Below are 14,754 nucleotides of genomic sequence, written 5' to 3' on the forward strand. Positions count from 1 at the left end.
CGGCATAATCTTAATCAATCGTTTGATTAATTTTGGTAGCGCCATGAGCACAACGCCAATCACCAGCAAAGGTGAGCAGGCCAAAAGCCAGCTGATAGCCGCGGGGCTCGCCCAGTTTGGCGAGTACGGGCTGCATGCCACCACCCGAGACATTGCCGCCCAGGCCGGGCAGAATATCGCGGCAATTACCTACTATTTTGGCTCAAAAGAAGATTTATACCAGGCCTGCGCGCAGTGGATTGCCGACTTTATTGGCGAAAATTTCCGCTCACATGCCGAAGCGGCAGAACAGCTCTTTGCCCAGCCTGAGCCGGACCGAGACGCCATGCGCGCGCTGATCCTCCGCGCCTGCCAGAACATGATCCTGCTGCTCACTCAGGACGATACCCTGAACCTCAGCAAGTTTATCTCCCGCGAGCAGCTTTCGCCGACCGCCGCCTACCAGCGGATCCACGATCAGGTCATCGCCCCGCTGCACGCGCACCTCACCCGGCTGATTGCCGCCTATACTGGCTGCGACGCCAACAGTACGCAGATGATCCTCCATACCCACGCGCTTCTCGGCGAAGTGCTGGCCTTTCGCCTGGGACGGGAAACCATCCTGATGCGTACCGGCTGGTCGCAGTTTGATGCTGACAAGGCCGAGCAGATTTTCCAGGTGGTGACCTGCCACATCGATTTGATTTTGCAAGGACTGACGCAAAGGAGCCTGAAGTCATGAAAAAACCGGTAGCGCTTATTCTGGTCGTGGTGGTCATCGTCGCCCTGATTGGCGGCGGAACATGGTGGTATCAGAGTCGGCAAAATAACGGCCTGACCCTGTACGGGAACGTCGATATCCGCACCGTTAATATGAGCTTCCGCGTCGGCGGCCGCCTGCAGTCGCTATCGGTTGACGAAGGGGATGCCATCAAACAGGGGCAGACATTAGGCGAACTGGATAAAGCACCGTTTGAAAACGCGCTGATGCAGGCAAAAGCCAACGTCGCCACCGCCCAGGCGCAGTACGACCTGATGATGGCGGGCTACCGGGCCGAAGAGATTGCGCAGGCGGCTGCAGCCGTCAAACAGGCGCAGGCCGCCTATGACTACGCGCAAAGCTTCTTGCAGCGTCAGCAGGGGCTGTGGAGCAAACGGCTGCTATCAGCAAACGATTTGGAAAACGCGAAATCCTCACGTGACCAGGCGCTGGCGACGCTGAAATCCGCGCAGGATAAACTGAGCCAGTACCGCGCCGGTAACCGTCCGCAGGAAATCGCCCAGGCCAAAGCCAATCTGGAACAGGCCCAGGCACAGCTGGCGCAATCCACGCTGGACTTACAGGATACCGTTCTTACCGCGCCTTCCGACGGTACGCTACTCACCCGCGCCGTGGAACCCGGCAGCATGCTCAGCGCAGGCAGTACGGTGTTGACACTCTCCCTGACCCGCCCGGTCTGGGTTCGCGCCTATGTCGATGAAAAAAATCTCAGCCAGGCGCAGCCGGGTCGCGAGATCTTACTCTATACCGACGGTCGGCCGGATAAACCGTATCACGGCAAAATTGGCTTTGTTTCGCCTACTGCAGAATTCACCCCGAAAACCGTTGAAACGCCGGACCTGCGAACCGACCTTGTCTACCGCCTGCGCATTATCGTGACCGATGCCGACGATAGCCTGCGTCAGGGGATGCCGGTCACCCTGCGCTTTAGCGATGAGTCGCGCCATGAGTGACCAACAGATTCAGCTGCACGGGCTGGTTAAACAGTTCGCCGGCATGAATAAACCGGCGGTAGCGAAGCTGGACTGCACGATTAACGCGGGCTATGTCACCGGGTTAGTCGGCCCGGACGGCGCAGGGAAAACCACGCTGATGCGCATGCTGGCGGGTTTATTGAAGCCTGACGACGGCAGCGCCGTGGTGCTGGGGCTTGACCCGATTCGTGACGATAGCGCACTGCACTCGGTGATGGGCTATATGCCGCAGAAGTTCGGCCTTTACGAAGACCTCACGGTGATGGAGAACCTCAACCTCTACGCCGACCTGCGCAGCGTCACCGGCGAGGCGCGCGAAAAAACCTTCGCTCGCCTGCTGGAGTTTACCGCGCTCGGGCCGTTTACCTCGCGGCTGGCCGGTAAGCTCTCCGGCGGTATGAAGCAGAAGCTGGGACTTGCCTGTACGCTGGTTGGCGAACCGAAGGTGCTGCTGCTCGACGAACCCGGCGTCGGCGTTGACCCCATCTCTCGCCGCGAGCTGTGGCAGATGGTGCACGAACTGGCGGGCGACGGAATGCTGATCCTCTGGAGCACCTCCTATCTCGATGAAGCCGAGCAGTGCCAGGATGTGCTGCTGATGAACGAAGGTGAGCTGCTCTATCAGGGCGAACCCACCGCCCTCACCCGCACCATGGCCGGGCGCAGCTTTTTAATGCATAGCCCAGTGGAGAATAACCGCCGACTGCTACAGCACGCGCTGAAGCAGGAGATGGTCAGCGACGGCATGATTCAGGGCCGCTCAGTAAGGGTTATCCTGAAGAAATCGGCAACGGCGGACGATCTCAAACGCGCACCGGGTATGCCGGAGCTGGAGATTGAAGAGACCATGCCACGCTTTGAAGATGCGTTTATCGATCTGCTGGGCGGTGCGGGCACCTCAGAGTCTCCGCTGGGGGCGATTCTGCACACCGTTCAGGGCACCGCGGATGAGACGGTGATCGAAGCCAGACAGCTTACTAAGAAATTCGGCGATTTCGCCGCCACCGACCACGTGAATTTTGCCGTCAAGCGCGGTGAGATTTTCGGCCTGCTCGGGCCAAACGGCGCGGGGAAATCCACCACCTTCAAGATGATGTGCGGCCTGTTGGTACCCACTTCCGGCAATGCGTTAGTGCTGGATATGGATCTAAAAACCGGTTCGGGCAAAGCGCGCCAGCATTTGGGCTATATGGCGCAGAAATTCTCCCTCTATGGCAACCTGACCGTAGAGCAGAACCTGCGCTTCTTCTCCGGCGTATATGGCCTGCGCGGTCGGGTGCAGAACGACAAAATTGAGCGCATGAGTGAAGCGTTTGGCCTGAAGGAAATCGCTCGCCACACCACCGACGCATTACCACTGGGCTTTAAGCAGCGTCTGGCGCTGGCCTGCTCGCTAATGCACGAACCGGATATTCTGTTCCTCGATGAGCCAACCTCGGGCGTTGACCCCATCACCCGCCGTGAGTTCTGGCTGCACATCAACAGCATGGTGGAAAAAGGGGTCACCGTGATGGTAACCACCCACTTTATGGATGAAGCGGAGTACTGCGACCGTATTGGCCTGGTCTATCGCGGCAAGTTGATTGCCAGCGGCACGCCGGATGATTTAAAAGCCAAAGCCGCCGATGAACAACAGCCTGACCCTACCATGGAGCAGGCGTTTATCACCCTCATCCACGACTGGGATAAGGAGCATGCCGATGAGCGCTAAAGGGCTATCGTGGCGGCGCGTGCGCGCGCTGTGCGTGAAGGAGACGCGACAGATCGTCCGCGATCCCAGCAGTTGGCTGATTGCGGTGGTGATCCCGCTGATGCTGCTGTTTATTTTTGGCTACGGCATCAACCTCGACTCCAGCAAGCTGCGGGTCGGCGTGCTGCTTGAACAGCAGAGCAAAGAGGCGCTGGACTTCACCCATACCCTCACCGGCTCGCCCTACATCGATGCCACCATCAGCGACAACCGCCAACAGCTGATTGAGATGATGCAGGCCGGGCGCATTCGCGGCCTGGTGGTGGTGCCGGTGGATTTTGATAAGAAAATGGCCCGCCCCGGCGACGATGCGCCGATTCAGGTGATCACTGACGGCAGCGAACCTAATACCGCTAACTTTGTGCAAGGCTACGTCGAAGGAATCTGGCAGCTGTGGCAGAAACAGCGCGCCGAGGACAGCGGACAAAGCTTCGAACCGCTTATCGACGTGCAGACCCGTTACTGGTTTAACCCGGCTGCCATCAGCCAGCACTTTATTATTCCGGGGGCGATAACCATCATTATGACGGTCATCGGCGCGATTCTGACATCGCTGGTAATTGCCCGCGAATGGGAACGCGGCACCATGGAAGCGCTGCTCTCCACCGAAGTGACCCGCGTCGAGCTGCTGCTGTGTAAGCTTATCCCCTACTACTTCCTCGGCATGCTAGCGATGCTGCTCTGTATGCTGGTGTCGGTGTTTGTACTCGGCGTGCCGTATCGCGGCTCGCTGGTGATTCTGTTTTTCATCACCAGCCTGTTTTTGCTCAGCACGCTGGGAATGGGGTTACTGATTTCGACCATCACCCGCAACCAGTTTAACGCCGCCCAGGTGGCGCTGAATGCTGCATTTCTGCCGTCGATTATGCTGTCCGGGTTTATTTTCCAGATAGACAGTATGCCAGCGGCGATTCGCGTGGTGACCTATATCATTCCGGCGCGTTATTTCGTCAGCACGCTGCAAAGCCTGTTTCTGGCGGGGAATATTCCGGTAGTGCTGATGGTCAATACGCTGTTTTTGATTGCCTCGGCGGTGATGTTTATTGGCCTGACGTGGATGAAAACTAAACGTCGGTTGGATTAATTTTTGTGCTCGCATTTTGCCCGGTGACGCTGCGCTTACCGGGCCTACGAGCCTTGTAGGTCGGGTAAGCGCAGCGCCACCCGACATGAGGACAGCACTATGTTTTACCGCTTATGGACGCTAATCCGCAAAGAGCTACAGTCGCTGCTGCGCGAGCCGCAGACGCGCGCCATTCTTATCATGCCAGTGCTTATTCAGGTGCTGCTGTTCCCCTTTGCCGCTACGCTAGAGGTGACCAACGCCACCATCGCTGTCTATAACGAAGATAACGGCAAACATTCGGTAGAGCTGACCCAGCGCTTCGCCCGCGCCAAAGCGTTTACCCACGTTCTGCTGCTGCAAAGCCCGCAGGAGATCCAGCCGACCATCGACACCCAGAAGGCGTTGCTGCTGGTGCGCTTCCCGGCCGATTTTTCCCGTAATCTCGATACTTTCCAGACCGCGCCGATGCAGCTACTGCTCGACGGGCGTAACTCAAACAGCGCCCAGATTGCCGCTAACTATCTCCAGCAGATCGTCAAAAACTATCAGCAAGAGCTGCTGGAGGGAAAAGCGAAACCCAATAACAGCGAGCTGGTGGTGCGTAACTGGTATAACCCTAATCTCGATTACAAATGGTTTGTGGTGCCGTCGCTGATCGCCATGATCACCACCATCGGCGTGATGATCGTCACCTCGCTATCGGTAGCGCGCGAACGTGAACAGGGTACGCTCGACCAGCTGCTGGTCTCCCCGCTCGCCACCTGGCAAATTTTCGTTGGTAAGGCGGTGCCTGCGCTGATTGTGGCGACCTTCCAGGCAAGCATCGTGCTGGCGGTCGGGATATGGGCCTATCAGATCCCCTTCGCCGGGTCGCTGGGGCTGTTCTACTTTACGATGGTGATTTACGGACTCTCGCTGGTGGGCTTCGGGCTGCTTATCTCGTCGCTGTGCTCAACGCAGCAGCAGGCGTTTATCGGCGTATTCGTCTTTATGATGCCAGCGATTCTGCTGTCAGGGTACGTATCGCCGGTGGAGAACATGCCGCTGTGGCTGCAGCATCTGACGTGGATAAACCCGATACGTCACTTTACCGATATCACCAAGCAGATCTATTTGAAGGATGCGAGTTTGTCGATTATCTGGGGGAGTTTGTGGCCGCTACTGTTTATAGCGGCCACGACGGGATCAGTGGCGTACGCGATGTTTCGCCGCAAGATCGCCTGAGGCTTTCTCTTTCACCAGCAGCGAGAACACGGCTGGGCCTGCGAGGATAGCGAGCCCGGCCAGCGCCAGCAGGTAGTTATTGTGCAACACGCGTGACAACAGCCAGACAACAATCATCGCCGCGCCGAAATACCAGGTGGTGGTTAACTCTTCGAGCACGTCGGCGAACGCGCGCCAGCGCTGCTCAGGGTGGCGCTGCAGCGCCAGCATCAATACGACGGTCACGGCATACAGCACGCAGAGCCCGAGGCCAACGCGTACCAGCGCGCCGCCCATCCAGCCCATCACCAGTGCGGCGACGACCAGTAAATGCAACATAATCTGCCAGCAACTCAGTCCTGTTGCGACACGAATTCGTTGTTGCCACTTCATGGCTTCTCTCCTGAAGAATTTTATTCGCTTATTCAGAGTACCCAAGTCTACGGAAAATTCCGTAATAGTGGTGTTTTTTGTGACGCTGTTGTCACTATTTTCGCCAACAGAGTGATGAATTGTGCCTAAACATTCATTTAACGAAGAGGAAAATGCAGGGGATTAGGTGAGATTCCCGGCGTCGCATCGCGACGCCGGGAAGGTATTTAGCGGCGGTTACCGAAAATACGCAGCAGCATCAGGAACAGGTTGATGAAGTCGAGATACAGCGTCAGCGCGCCAAGAATGGCGTATTTGCGCAGGTTCGACGAATCGCGAACATCAATCTGCTCGCCGATATTTTTCAGCTTCTGGGTGTCATAGGCGGTCAGGCCAACGAACACAATCACCCCGATGTAGGTAATCGCCCACATCAGCGCATCGCTTTTCAGCCAGAAGTTCACCAGTGACGCCAGTACGATACCAATCAGCGCCATAAACAGCATGTTGCCAAAGCCGCTCAGGTCACGCTTCGTGGTGTAGCCGTACAGGCTCATAATACCGAACATCCCGCCGGTCACCACGAAGGTGCTAGCGATGGACGAATAGGTATAGACGATGAAAATACTCGATAGCGTCAGCCCGGTGAGCGCTGAATAGAGCATAAACAGCGTGGTCGCCATGCCCGCGCTAAGACGCTGAACCATGCCCGAAAGCACGAACACCAACGCCAGTTGCGCGATGATCAGACCAAAGAAGGTAATTTTGCTGGAAAAAACAAACATCATCACCGCGGGAGTGTTAGCCGCATACCAGGCGATAAACGCCGTCAGCAGCAACCCGCAGGTCATCCAGCCGTATACCTGAGCCATATAGGTTTGCAGACCGCTACGCGCCTGCACAATTGAATCGGACCGAGGGAATCGTTCCATGACTTTCTCCTGAGTGTGAGTAGAACTTATTCTAAGCGTATCACATTCACGGCTTACCAGCGCTCGGCAGCGTGTTTATCGCTATCGCGGGCTTCGACCCAGCGCTCACCTTCCGGCGTGGCTTCACGCTTCCAGAACGGTGCTCGGGTTTTCAGGTAGTCCATGATAAATTCGCCAGCGTCAAACGCGCTGCTGCGGTGCGCGCTGGTCACCCCGACAAACACAATCTCCTCGCCAGGCCACATCTCACCAATTCGGTGGATGACCGTGACGCGGCCGAGTGGCCAGCGTTCGCGCGCGGCATCAACGATTTCCGCCAGCGCTTTTTCAGTCATGCCCGAATAGTGCTCCAGGGTCAGCGCTTTGACGCTATCGCCCAGATTGTGGTTACGCACCTTGCCGGTAAAGGTCACGACCGCGCCATCTTCATCACGCTCGGCAAGCCACGGGTACTCATCCCCAACGCTAAAGCGTTCGTGGCGGACGATAATTCGGGTCTCGCTCATTTCAACCTCCAGTTACCGGTGGGAAAAACGCCACTTCGTCACCGTCAGCAACCGGATGGTCGAAGCTCACCAGCGTCTGATTCACCGCCGCCAGCAGCTTGCCCTCTTCCAGCGCCAGAGACCAGCGCCCTTCCTGCGCCGCCAGATGCTGGCGTACCGCTTCAACCGTTGCAAACTCAGGCGTCAGCGCCAGCGAATCGGTGCCCACCAGCTCGCGGACCTGAGCAAAAAACAGCACATTAATCATAGGAATCCGCCTTGAAATCGCCCGATTTGCCGCCGCTTTTCGCCAGCAGACGAACCGGGCCAATGACCATATCTTTTTGCACCGCTTTGCACATGTCGTAAATCGTCAGCGCGGCGACCGAGGCGGCCGTCAGCGCTTCCATTTCGACGCCGGTTTTCCCGGTCAGGCGACAGAGCGATTCAATGCGCACGCGGTGATGTTCTGGTTCGGCCTGCAGGTTAACTTCAACCTTGCTCAGCATCAGCGGATGGCACAGCGGGATGAGATCCCAGGTGCGCTTGGCCGCCTGAATACCGGCAATGCGCGCCGTGGCGAACACGTCACCTTTGTGGTGGCTGCCTTCGATAATCATCGCCAGGGTTTCCGGCTGCATGGTAACAAACGCTTCAGCGCGCGCTTCGCGAACGGTTTCTGCCTTGGCGGAGACATCCACCATGTGGGCTTCACCCGCCGCGTTGATATGGGTCAGTTGCGACATCGTTTATTTCTTCAGATGAGGGTGGAAGTTACACGGACGCGTACGGGCATCCAGCTGCGGGGCAATAATGTTGTCCCACGCGGTACGACAGGCTTTGGTAGAGCCCGGCATCGCGAAAATCAGCGTCCGGTTGGCCATACCGGCGACGGCGCGGGACTGCAGCGTGGCGGTGCCAATCTCCTCAAAGGAGAGCATGCGGAACACTTCGCCGAAGCCTTCGATTTCGCGGTCAAACAGCGGCAGCAGCGCTTCCGGAGCCTGGTCGCCATCGGTCAGACCGGTACCGCCGGTAATTAGCACCACCTGTACGTCGTCGCGGGCAATCCAGGCGGAAACCTGAGCGCGAATCTGATAGCGGTTCTCTTTGACAATAGCCTTATCGACTATCTGGTGCCCGGCTTCCTGGGCGGAGTCGCGCAGGAAGTGGCCGGAGGTATCGTCCTCTTCGCCGCGGCGGTTGGAAATAGTAAGAATAGCAATGCGTGTCGGGATAAATTCAGCGCTCACCTGACTCATTTACGTGCTCCTTGATTTGGAATTATCCACCAATATAGGACAAATTCTGTGTAATTCCGGTATTGCCCTGATGCAGGAAGTGAGTCTGTTTTTTGTGGGTTAACGCTTCGGCGATGCGTGCTTCCAGCGCCTGCTGCTGGGCGTCATCCGCCAGCAGTTCACGCAGGTCAACGCCACCGTCGCCAAACAGGCACAGATGCAGCTTCCCAATGGACGATACGCGCAGACGGTTACAGCTAGCGCAGAAGTCTTTCTCATACGGCATAATTAAGCCGATTTCCCCTTCGTAGTCGGGATGACAGAAGACCTGCGCCGGGCCGTCGCTGCGTTGACGGATTTGATGGATCCAGCCGCGTTTGAGCAGTTCATCGCGCAGCACCATGCCAGAGATATGGTGCTTACGGAACAGCTCGCTGCTTTCGCCGGTTTCCATCAGTTCAATAAAGCGGAGTTGAATGCGGCGTGGTTTGATCCACGCCAGAAAGGTGTCGAGCTGGTGATGGTTGACATCGCGCATCAGCACGGTGTTGACCTTCACTTTTTCAAAGCCCGCGGTAAAGGCGGCATCGATGCCGTCCATAACCTGGCGGAATTTATCCTGGCCAGTGATGGCGTGAAACTGACGCGCGTCCAGACTGTCGACGCTGACGTTAATCGCGGTTAATCCCGCATCGCGCCAGCCCGCTACGTCGCGCGCCATACGATAACCGTTGGTGGTCACGGCAATCTGGCGGATAGCGGCATTCTCTCTCACAGCGGCGATGACGTCGGTAAAGTCACGACGCAGCGAGGGTTCCCCGCCGGTCAGACGGACTTTTTCCGTACCCAGCGCCGAAAAGGCGCGCGTCACCCGGCGAATTTCGTCCAGAGACAGAAATCCGTTATTGGTGACCCCATTAGGCTGGTAGCCGTTTGGCAGGCAGTAGGTGCAGCGAAAATTGCATACGTCGGTAATCGACAAACGCAGATAGTAGAAGCTGCGTGCATACGCATCAGTGAGTTGTGAAGCCATAGACACCTTTCCAAATACGGGAGGCGAGATCATTTCTTCCTTCGCCCTGGCAACAGCGTCGGCTGTTGCGGCCAAAGCGCCATATTTTTCAACTTAGGCGCAGAGGCTAGAGTGTGTTGTTCAACCTGCATGGCAGGATGACTGAACCATGTTATGCCGAATAGTAGCGCGAGAATAAAGGTTTCGCCATTTTCGCTTTCGCTATATAAACTTATACATAGCGGGCCTATCGTGCACTTTCCCTACAGAATACGTAAAAATCACGTTTTTGCATTGATATACGTCATTTTGCTGGGGGTGGAGCATCGTCTTTTAGAGGTAGTTAGGCTAATGTAAGCAGGTTTTTCAGACATAAGGAAGTTGTATGCGCAATCGCACTTTTGCCGATCTCGACCGCGTTGTGGCGCTCGGCGGCGGGCACGGACTTGGACGCGTGATGTCGTCTCTCTCCTCCCTTGGTTCTCGCCTGACCGGCATTGTCACCACCACCGATAACGGCGGCTCAACGGGGCGTATCCGTCGTTCGGAAGGCGGCATCGCCTGGGGTGATATGCGCAACTGCCTTAATCAATTAATCACCGAACCCAGCGTTGCTTCGACGATGTTTGAGTATCGTTTTGGCGGTAATGGTGAACTTTCCGGACATAACCTCGGAAATCTAATGTTAAAGGCGCTAGACCACCTGAGCGTACGGCCTTTAGAGGCTATCAATTTAATAAGAAATCTGCTGAAAGTTGAGGCTTCACTGATTCCCATGTCCGAGCAGCCGGTCGATTTAATGGCGATTGATAGCGAGGGGCATGAAATCTACGGCGAAGTGAATATCGATCAGCTTGCGTTACCGCCGCAGGAGCTGATGCTAACACCGTCGGTTTCCGCGACCCGCGAGGCGGTGCAGGCCATCGCCGAGGCGGATCTGATTCTGATTGGCCCCGGCAGTTTTTACACCAGCCTGCTGCCTATTCTGCTGCTGCCAGAGATTGCCCAGGCGCTGCGCCGCACCCCGGCGCAAATGGTTTACATTGAAAACCTCGGCCGGGAACACAGCCCTGCAGGCCACTTGACCCTCAGTGACCGCCTTGCGCTGCTGGAGCACTACATTGGTAAACCCGTTATCGATGCCGTGATTGCTGGCCCCAAAACGGACGTCAGCGGCGTAGAAGGGAAACTGGTGATTCAGCAACCGCTGGAAGCCAGCGACATTCCGTATCGTCACGATCGCCATCTGTTACGTGCTGCACTAGAAGAGGCGCTTCAGGCTTTTGGTCGCGTTTCCTTAAAATCTTAAGGTTGTCTTAAAAAACGTCAGGCAGCATAGCGAGCATCAATCTCTTTGGGTTCAACGCTATGCTTCGCCTGTTTCGCCATCGTCCTGCCGTCAGTCGACTGACCTACATCATCCTGTTTTCGCTGTACATCGCTCTGGCGCTGAACATCGTTTTCTATCGCCAGGCCTTTACGCTGCTGCCGGTCGATGGCCTGCACAACGCGCTGGTGTTCCTGTCCATGCCGGTAGTCGCCTTCGCGGTGATGGCTATTTTGCTGACCCTGTCTTCGGTGATTCGCTTAGAGAAAGTCGCCGCGACGCTGTTTATTTTGCTCAGCGCCAGCGCGCAGTATTTCATGATGAACTTCGGCATCATTGTCGACCGTTCGATGATTACCAATATTCTCGATACGACCCCTGCGGAAAGCTATGCTCTGCTCTCCGGGCAGATGATTATGGTATTTGCCTTTACCGCCCTGCTCTCTATTGCGCTAGCCTGGTGGATCAAAATTAAACCGGCAGCAAGCGTGTGGCGCGGCACAATAATGCGTGCGGGCACCGTTCTCGTATCGGCGCTGTTAATTCTTCTGGTCGCCGGCCTGTTCTATAAAGATTACGCGTCGCTGTTCCGCAATAATAAAGAGCTGGTGAAATCGCTTAACCCGTCTAACAGCATTGTGGCCATGAACTCCTGGTATTTTCACCATGAAATGGATAACTTGCCGCTGGTGAAAATTGGCGAAGATGCCAAACAAAAAGCGGTGATGAAAAACGGCCCACGTAAAAATCTGACGATATTAATCGTCGGCGAAACGTCACGCGCCGCTAACTTCTCACTGGGCGGTTACGAACGTGAAACCAACCCATTGCTGGCAAAAGATAACGTCGTCTATTTCCCGAAAACAGCCTCCTGCGGGACGGCCACAGCGGTCTCGGTTCCGTGCATGTTCTCTAATATGCCGCGCACCGGTTATGACGAGTCGTTAGCGCACCACCAGGAAGGGCTGCTGGATATTATTCAGCGGGCAGGGATTCAGGTGCAGTGGAACGATAACGATGGCGGCTGTAAAGGCGCCTGCGACCGCGTGCCGCACCAGGATGTCACCGCGCTGAACCTGCCAGGGCAGTGCATCAACGGCGAATGCTACGATGACGTGTTGTTCCACGACCTGGAGAAAACCATTGATAGTATGCAGGGTGACGGCGTCATCGTGCTGCACACCATCGGCAGCCACGGCCCGACCTATTACAACCGTTATCCGCCGGAATTCCGCCGTTTCACGCCAACCTGTGATACCAGCGAGATCCAGTCCTGTACTCAGGAGCAGTTGAAAAATAGCTACGACAATACGATTTTGTACGTCGACCATATTGTCGATAAAGCGATAAAACTGCTGCAATCAAAACAGGATAAATTCACCACCAGCCTGGTTTACCTTTCCGACCACGGTGAATCTCTGGGTGAAAATGGCGTTTATTTACACGGACTGCCTTATTCCATTGCTCCGGAAACGCAAAAACATGTACCCATGCTGTTATGGTTATCTGATGATTATCAGAAGCGCTATGGCGTTAATTACGCCTGCCTGCAGCAAAAGGCCAAAGAAAATGACTACTCGCAGGATAATCTGTTCTCTACAATGCTGGGATTAACGGGCGTAGAGACTCAGGAATATCGCGCAGCGGATGATATATTAGCCACCTGTAAATAGAGGCCAGTAGATGAAAATATTAGTCGTGGAAGATGACACCCTATTATTGCAGGGGCTGATTCTGGCAATGCAGAGCGAAGGCTACGCCTGTGATGGTGTAGAAACCGCACAGCAGGCGGCGCTTAGCCTGGCTAACGGACATTACAGCCTGGTAGTACTGGATTTAGGTCTGCCAGACGAAGACGGCCTGCACTTCTTAAACCGTATGCGTCAGGAAAAAATGAGCGTGCCGGTGCTGATTCTGACCGCCCGCGATACGCTGGAAGATCGCGTGATGGGGCTGGATACCGGCGCCGATGACTATCTGGTGAAGCCATTCGCGCTGGAAGAGTTGAATGCCCGCATTCGCGCCCTGCTGCGACGTAACCTGAACCAGGGCGATAACGAAATTACGGTCGAGAATCTGCGTCTTAACGTCACCCGCCGTCAGGTCTGGCTTGATGAAGAGTTGCTGGAGCTGACGCCGAAAGAGTACGCTCTGCTTTCACGTCTGATGCTGAAAGCGGGCAGCCCGGTGCACCGCGAGATCCTCTACAACGATATCTACAACTGGGATAACGAACCGGCGACCAATACGCTGGAAGTGCATATCCATAATCTGCGTGACAAGGTGGGTAAAGCGCGGATTCGCACCGTACGCGGGTTTGGCTACCAGTTGGTTAACGCGATAAGCAAAGCGGAGTAAGGCATGGCGCTATTTTCCATCCGCAAGTGGCCAATGCGGCATCAGCTGTTGCTCACCATCGGCGTGATTCTGGTGGTGTGTCAGCTCATTAGCGTGTTCTGGCTCTGGCATGAGAGCAAAGAGCAGATTGAGCTGGAAGTGGCAATGCTGATGCATAACCACAACAACGCCAAGCACATCCGCCACGAGGTGCGTGAAGCGATTGCCAGCCTGCTGGTACCCAGCATGCTGATTATTGGCCTTGCGCTCTTCCTCTGCCTGCAGGCGGTAAAGCGGATCACCCGCCCTCTGGCCGACCTGCAACAAGAGCTGGATTCACGGACGCCGGGAAATTTGCAGCCAATCTTTCTTCAACAGACCACCGTCGAAGTCGAGGCGGTGACCAACGCTATCAACCAGCTTGTTGATAATCTGACGCAGACGCTTAACCGAGAGCGCCTGTTTACCGCCGACGTCGCCCACGAACTACGTACGCCGCTGGCGGGATTAAAGCTGCACCTTGAACTGCTGGAGAAAACTCAGAAGCTCAACCTGTCCCCGTTAGTACAGCGCCTGGACCAGATGACCGATAGCGTGGCGCAACTACTGCTGCTTGCCCGCGTCGGACAGTCATTCTCCGCAGGGAGCTATCAGCAGGTGAATCTGTTGAGCGACGTGATTGAGCCACTGAAGGGCGAGCTGGAAACGATGCTGGAAACGCGCGCGCAAACGCTGGTGATTGCCGAGCCAACGCCGACGGTCACCGTTCCCGGCGACGCTACGCTGCTGCGCCTGCTGCTGCGCAATCTGGTTGAGAATGCCCATCGTTATAGTCCAAAAACGTCAGCGATTACGCTATCGCTAGTGCAGGGTACGCGGCCGATGCTGGTCGTGGAAGATGAAGGCCCAGGGATTGATGAGTCGAAGGTGGGCGAGCTGAGCCAGGCGTTTGTGCGTATGGACAGCCGGTATGGCGGTATTGGTCTGGGGTTGAGTATCGTTACGCGCATCGCTCAACTGCATGAGACGGCGTTCTTTTTACAAAACCGCGACACCGAAACCGGGACGCGGGCATGGGTAGAGTTTCAACCGACGAAGCGCTAAGGCGCTTCAGAAAGTGAGCATCCAGTGGCAAACAAAGCCGGCAACGATGGCAACAGAGACAAGCACGGTGAACAGCTGCTGGACATTCAGATTAGACATAACACTACCCTCAATGATTTTACGGATAGTATCAGCAGATTATATTAAGTGAACCTTAAGACGTGTGCCTGACGCGTGATGGCTGCCGCAAT

16 protein-coding genes and 1 riboswitch are annotated in these 14,754 nt (G+C 55.9%); of the genes, 9 read left to right on the forward strand and 7 right to left on the reverse strand.

Going from position 1 to position 14,754, the window contains the following annotated elements:
* Positions 1 to 43 precede the first annotated feature (43 nt).
* The 5 genes from cecR (at position 44) to V6940_RS10995 (ending at position 5,774) form a co-directional block, all read left to right on the forward strand.
* Positions 44 to 721 carry a transcriptional regulator CecR gene (gene cecR / locus V6940_RS10975; protein WP_333495877.1) on the forward strand — a complete coding sequence of 226 codons (678 nt, stop codon included), beginning with the start codon at positions 44 to 46 and terminating at the stop codon, positions 719 to 721.
* Positions 718 to 1,713, forward strand: a complete 996-nt coding sequence (gene hlyD, locus V6940_RS10980; RefSeq protein WP_333495878.1) for a secretion protein HlyD — start codon at positions 718 to 720, stop codon at positions 1,711 to 1,713. Before cecR ends, hlyD begins: the two co-directional genes overlap by 4 nt.
* Positions 1,706 to 3,445, forward strand: a complete 1,740-nt coding sequence (locus V6940_RS10985) for an ATP-binding cassette domain-containing protein (protein ID WP_333495879.1) — start codon at positions 1,706 to 1,708, stop codon at positions 3,443 to 3,445. The genes hlyD and V6940_RS10985 overlap by 8 nt, the downstream gene beginning before the upstream one ends.
* Positions 3,435 to 4,568 (forward strand): ABC transporter permease, encoded by a 1,134-nt coding sequence (locus tag V6940_RS10990; protein ID WP_333495880.1) that lies wholly within the window; start codon positions 3,435 to 3,437, stop codon positions 4,566 to 4,568. Before V6940_RS10985 ends, V6940_RS10990 begins: the two co-directional genes overlap by 11 nt.
* Positions 4,569 to 4,667: 99 nt before the next feature.
* Complete coding sequence (locus tag V6940_RS10995) at positions 4,668 to 5,774, forward strand: ABC transporter permease (protein WP_333495881.1); 1,107 nt, start codon at positions 4,668 to 4,670, stop codon at positions 5,772 to 5,774.
* Here the strand turns inward: V6940_RS10995 and V6940_RS11000 are convergent.
* From V6940_RS11000 to moaA, 7 genes are all read right to left on the reverse strand, one after another.
* Positions 5,736 to 6,146, reverse strand: coding sequence for a YbhQ family protein (locus V6940_RS11000; RefSeq protein WP_220438392.1), 411 nt, complete (start codon positions 6,144 to 6,146; stop codon positions 5,736 to 5,738). The genes V6940_RS10995 and V6940_RS11000 overlap by 39 nt on opposite strands.
* Before the next feature lie 206 nt (positions 6,147 to 6,352).
* Entirely contained in the window at positions 6,353 to 7,057 is a 705-nt protein-coding gene (locus V6940_RS11005; RefSeq protein ID WP_035892249.1) for a Bax inhibitor-1/YccA family protein, read from the reverse strand.
* A gap of 53 nt (positions 7,058 to 7,110) precedes the next feature.
* Positions 7,111 to 7,563, reverse strand: a complete 453-nt coding sequence (gene moaE / locus V6940_RS11010) for a molybdopterin synthase catalytic subunit MoaE (protein ID WP_333495882.1) — start codon at positions 7,561 to 7,563, stop codon at positions 7,111 to 7,113.
* Between the two features lies 1 nt (position 7,564).
* Positions 7,565 to 7,810, reverse strand: a complete 246-nt coding sequence (gene moaD, locus V6940_RS11015) for a molybdopterin synthase sulfur carrier subunit (RefSeq protein WP_333495883.1) — start codon at positions 7,808 to 7,810, stop codon at positions 7,565 to 7,567.
* On the reverse strand, positions 7,803 to 8,288 hold the full coding sequence (moaC, locus tag V6940_RS11020; protein WP_035892244.1) for a cyclic pyranopterin monophosphate synthase MoaC: 486 nt from the start codon (positions 8,286 to 8,288) through the stop codon (positions 7,803 to 7,805). The genes moaD and moaC overlap by 8 nt, the downstream gene beginning before the upstream one ends.
* A gap of 3 nt (positions 8,289 to 8,291) precedes the next feature.
* Positions 8,292 to 8,804 (reverse strand): molybdenum cofactor biosynthesis protein B, encoded by a 513-nt coding sequence (gene moaB, locus V6940_RS11025; protein ID WP_035892242.1) that lies wholly within the window; start codon positions 8,802 to 8,804, stop codon positions 8,292 to 8,294.
* 22 nt (positions 8,805 to 8,826) lie between these two features.
* The gene (gene moaA / locus V6940_RS11030) at positions 8,827 to 9,816 is read right to left on the reverse strand and encodes a GTP 3',8-cyclase MoaA (RefSeq protein WP_220438394.1); all 990 of its coding nucleotides are present in this window, start codon (positions 9,814 to 9,816) and stop codon (positions 8,827 to 8,829) included.
* A riboswitch (molybdenum cofactor riboswitch) is annotated at positions 9,804 to 9,940 on the reverse strand. It overlaps the preceding gene by 13 nt.
* Positions 9,941 to 10,180: 240 nt before the next feature.
* On the opposite strand from moaA, the gene yvcK reads away from it, so the two are divergent.
* Genes yvcK through pmrB form a run of 4 tightly spaced genes read left to right on the forward strand, consistent with a single transcriptional unit; the run spans position 10,181 to position 14,563 of the window.
* The gene (gene yvcK, locus V6940_RS11035) at positions 10,181 to 11,104 is read left to right on the forward strand and encodes a uridine diphosphate-N-acetylglucosamine-binding protein YvcK (protein WP_333495884.1); all 924 of its coding nucleotides are present in this window, start codon (positions 10,181 to 10,183) and stop codon (positions 11,102 to 11,104) included.
* 59 nt (positions 11,105 to 11,163) lie between these two features.
* Entirely contained in the window at positions 11,164 to 12,795 is a 1,632-nt protein-coding gene (gene eptA / locus V6940_RS11040) for a phosphoethanolamine transferase EptA (RefSeq protein WP_333495885.1), read from the forward strand.
* Between the two features lie 10 nt (positions 12,796 to 12,805).
* Positions 12,806 to 13,480 carry a two-component system response regulator PmrA gene (pmrA, locus tag V6940_RS11045; protein WP_185666708.1) on the forward strand — a complete coding sequence of 225 codons (675 nt, stop codon included), beginning with the start codon at positions 12,806 to 12,808 and terminating at the stop codon, positions 13,478 to 13,480.
* Positions 13,481 to 13,483: 3 nt separating this feature from the next.
* Positions 13,484 to 14,563, forward strand: a complete 1,080-nt coding sequence (gene pmrB / locus V6940_RS11050) for a two-component system sensor histidine kinase PmrB (protein WP_333495886.1) — start codon at positions 13,484 to 13,486, stop codon at positions 14,561 to 14,563.
* Positions 14,564 to 14,754 lie beyond the last annotated feature (191 nt).

The sequence above is a fragment of the Kluyvera sp. CHPC 1.251 genome (assembly GCF_036759945.1).
Taxonomy (GTDB): Bacteria; Pseudomonadota; Gammaproteobacteria; order Enterobacterales; family Enterobacteriaceae; genus Kluyvera; species Kluyvera sichuanensis.

What these genes read in the sequence shown, in the direction of transcription:
- V6940_RS10990 (WP_333495880.1), top strand. Translation starts at nt 3,435, where the DNA reads ATGAGCGCTAAAGGGCTATCGTGGCGGCGCGTGCGCGCGCTGTGCGTG.
- V6940_RS10995 (WP_333495881.1), top strand. Translation starts at nt 4,668, where the DNA reads ATGTTTTACCGCTTATGGACGCTAATCCGCAAAGAGCTACAGTCGCTG.
- moaC (WP_035892244.1), bottom strand. Translation starts at nt 8,288, where the DNA reads ATGTCGCAACTGACCCATATCAACGCGGCGGGTGAAGCCCACATGGTG.
- pmrA (WP_185666708.1), top strand. Translation starts at nt 12,806, where the DNA reads ATGAAAATATTAGTCGTGGAAGATGACACCCTATTATTGCAGGGGCTG.
- yvcK (WP_333495884.1), top strand. Translation starts at nt 10,181, where the DNA reads ATGCGCAATCGCACTTTTGCCGATCTCGACCGCGTTGTGGCGCTCGGC.
- V6940_RS11005 (WP_035892249.1), bottom strand. Translation starts at nt 7,057, where the DNA reads ATGGAACGATTCCCTCGGTCCGATTCAATTGTGCAGGCGCGTAGCGGT.
- eptA (WP_333495885.1), top strand. Translation starts at nt 11,164, where the DNA reads ATGCTTCGCCTGTTTCGCCATCGTCCTGCCGTCAGTCGACTGACCTAC.
- V6940_RS10985 (WP_333495879.1), top strand. Translation starts at nt 1,706, where the DNA reads ATGAGTGACCAACAGATTCAGCTGCACGGGCTGGTTAAACAGTTCGCC.
- pmrB (WP_333495886.1), top strand. Translation starts at nt 13,484, where the DNA reads ATGGCGCTATTTTCCATCCGCAAGTGGCCAATGCGGCATCAGCTGTTG.
- moaA (WP_220438394.1), bottom strand. Translation starts at nt 9,816, where the DNA reads ATGGCTTCACAACTCACTGATGCGTATGCACGCAGCTTCTACTATCTG.
- moaB (WP_035892242.1), bottom strand. Translation starts at nt 8,804, where the DNA reads ATGAGTCAGGTGAGCGCTGAATTTATCCCGACACGCATTGCTATTCTT.
- hlyD (WP_333495878.1), top strand. Translation starts at nt 718, where the DNA reads ATGAAAAAACCGGTAGCGCTTATTCTGGTCGTGGTGGTCATCGTCGCC.
- moaD (WP_333495883.1), bottom strand. Translation starts at nt 7,810, where the DNA reads ATGATTAATGTGCTGTTTTTTGCTCAGGTCCGCGAGCTGGTGGGCACC.
- cecR (WP_333495877.1), top strand. Translation starts at nt 44, where the DNA reads ATGAGCACAACGCCAATCACCAGCAAAGGTGAGCAGGCCAAAAGCCAG.
- moaE (WP_333495882.1), bottom strand. Translation starts at nt 7,563, where the DNA reads ATGAGCGAGACCCGAATTATCGTCCGCCACGAACGCTTTAGCGTTGGG.
- V6940_RS11000 (WP_220438392.1), bottom strand. Translation starts at nt 6,146, where the DNA reads ATGAAGTGGCAACAACGAATTCGTGTCGCAACAGGACTGAGTTGCTGG.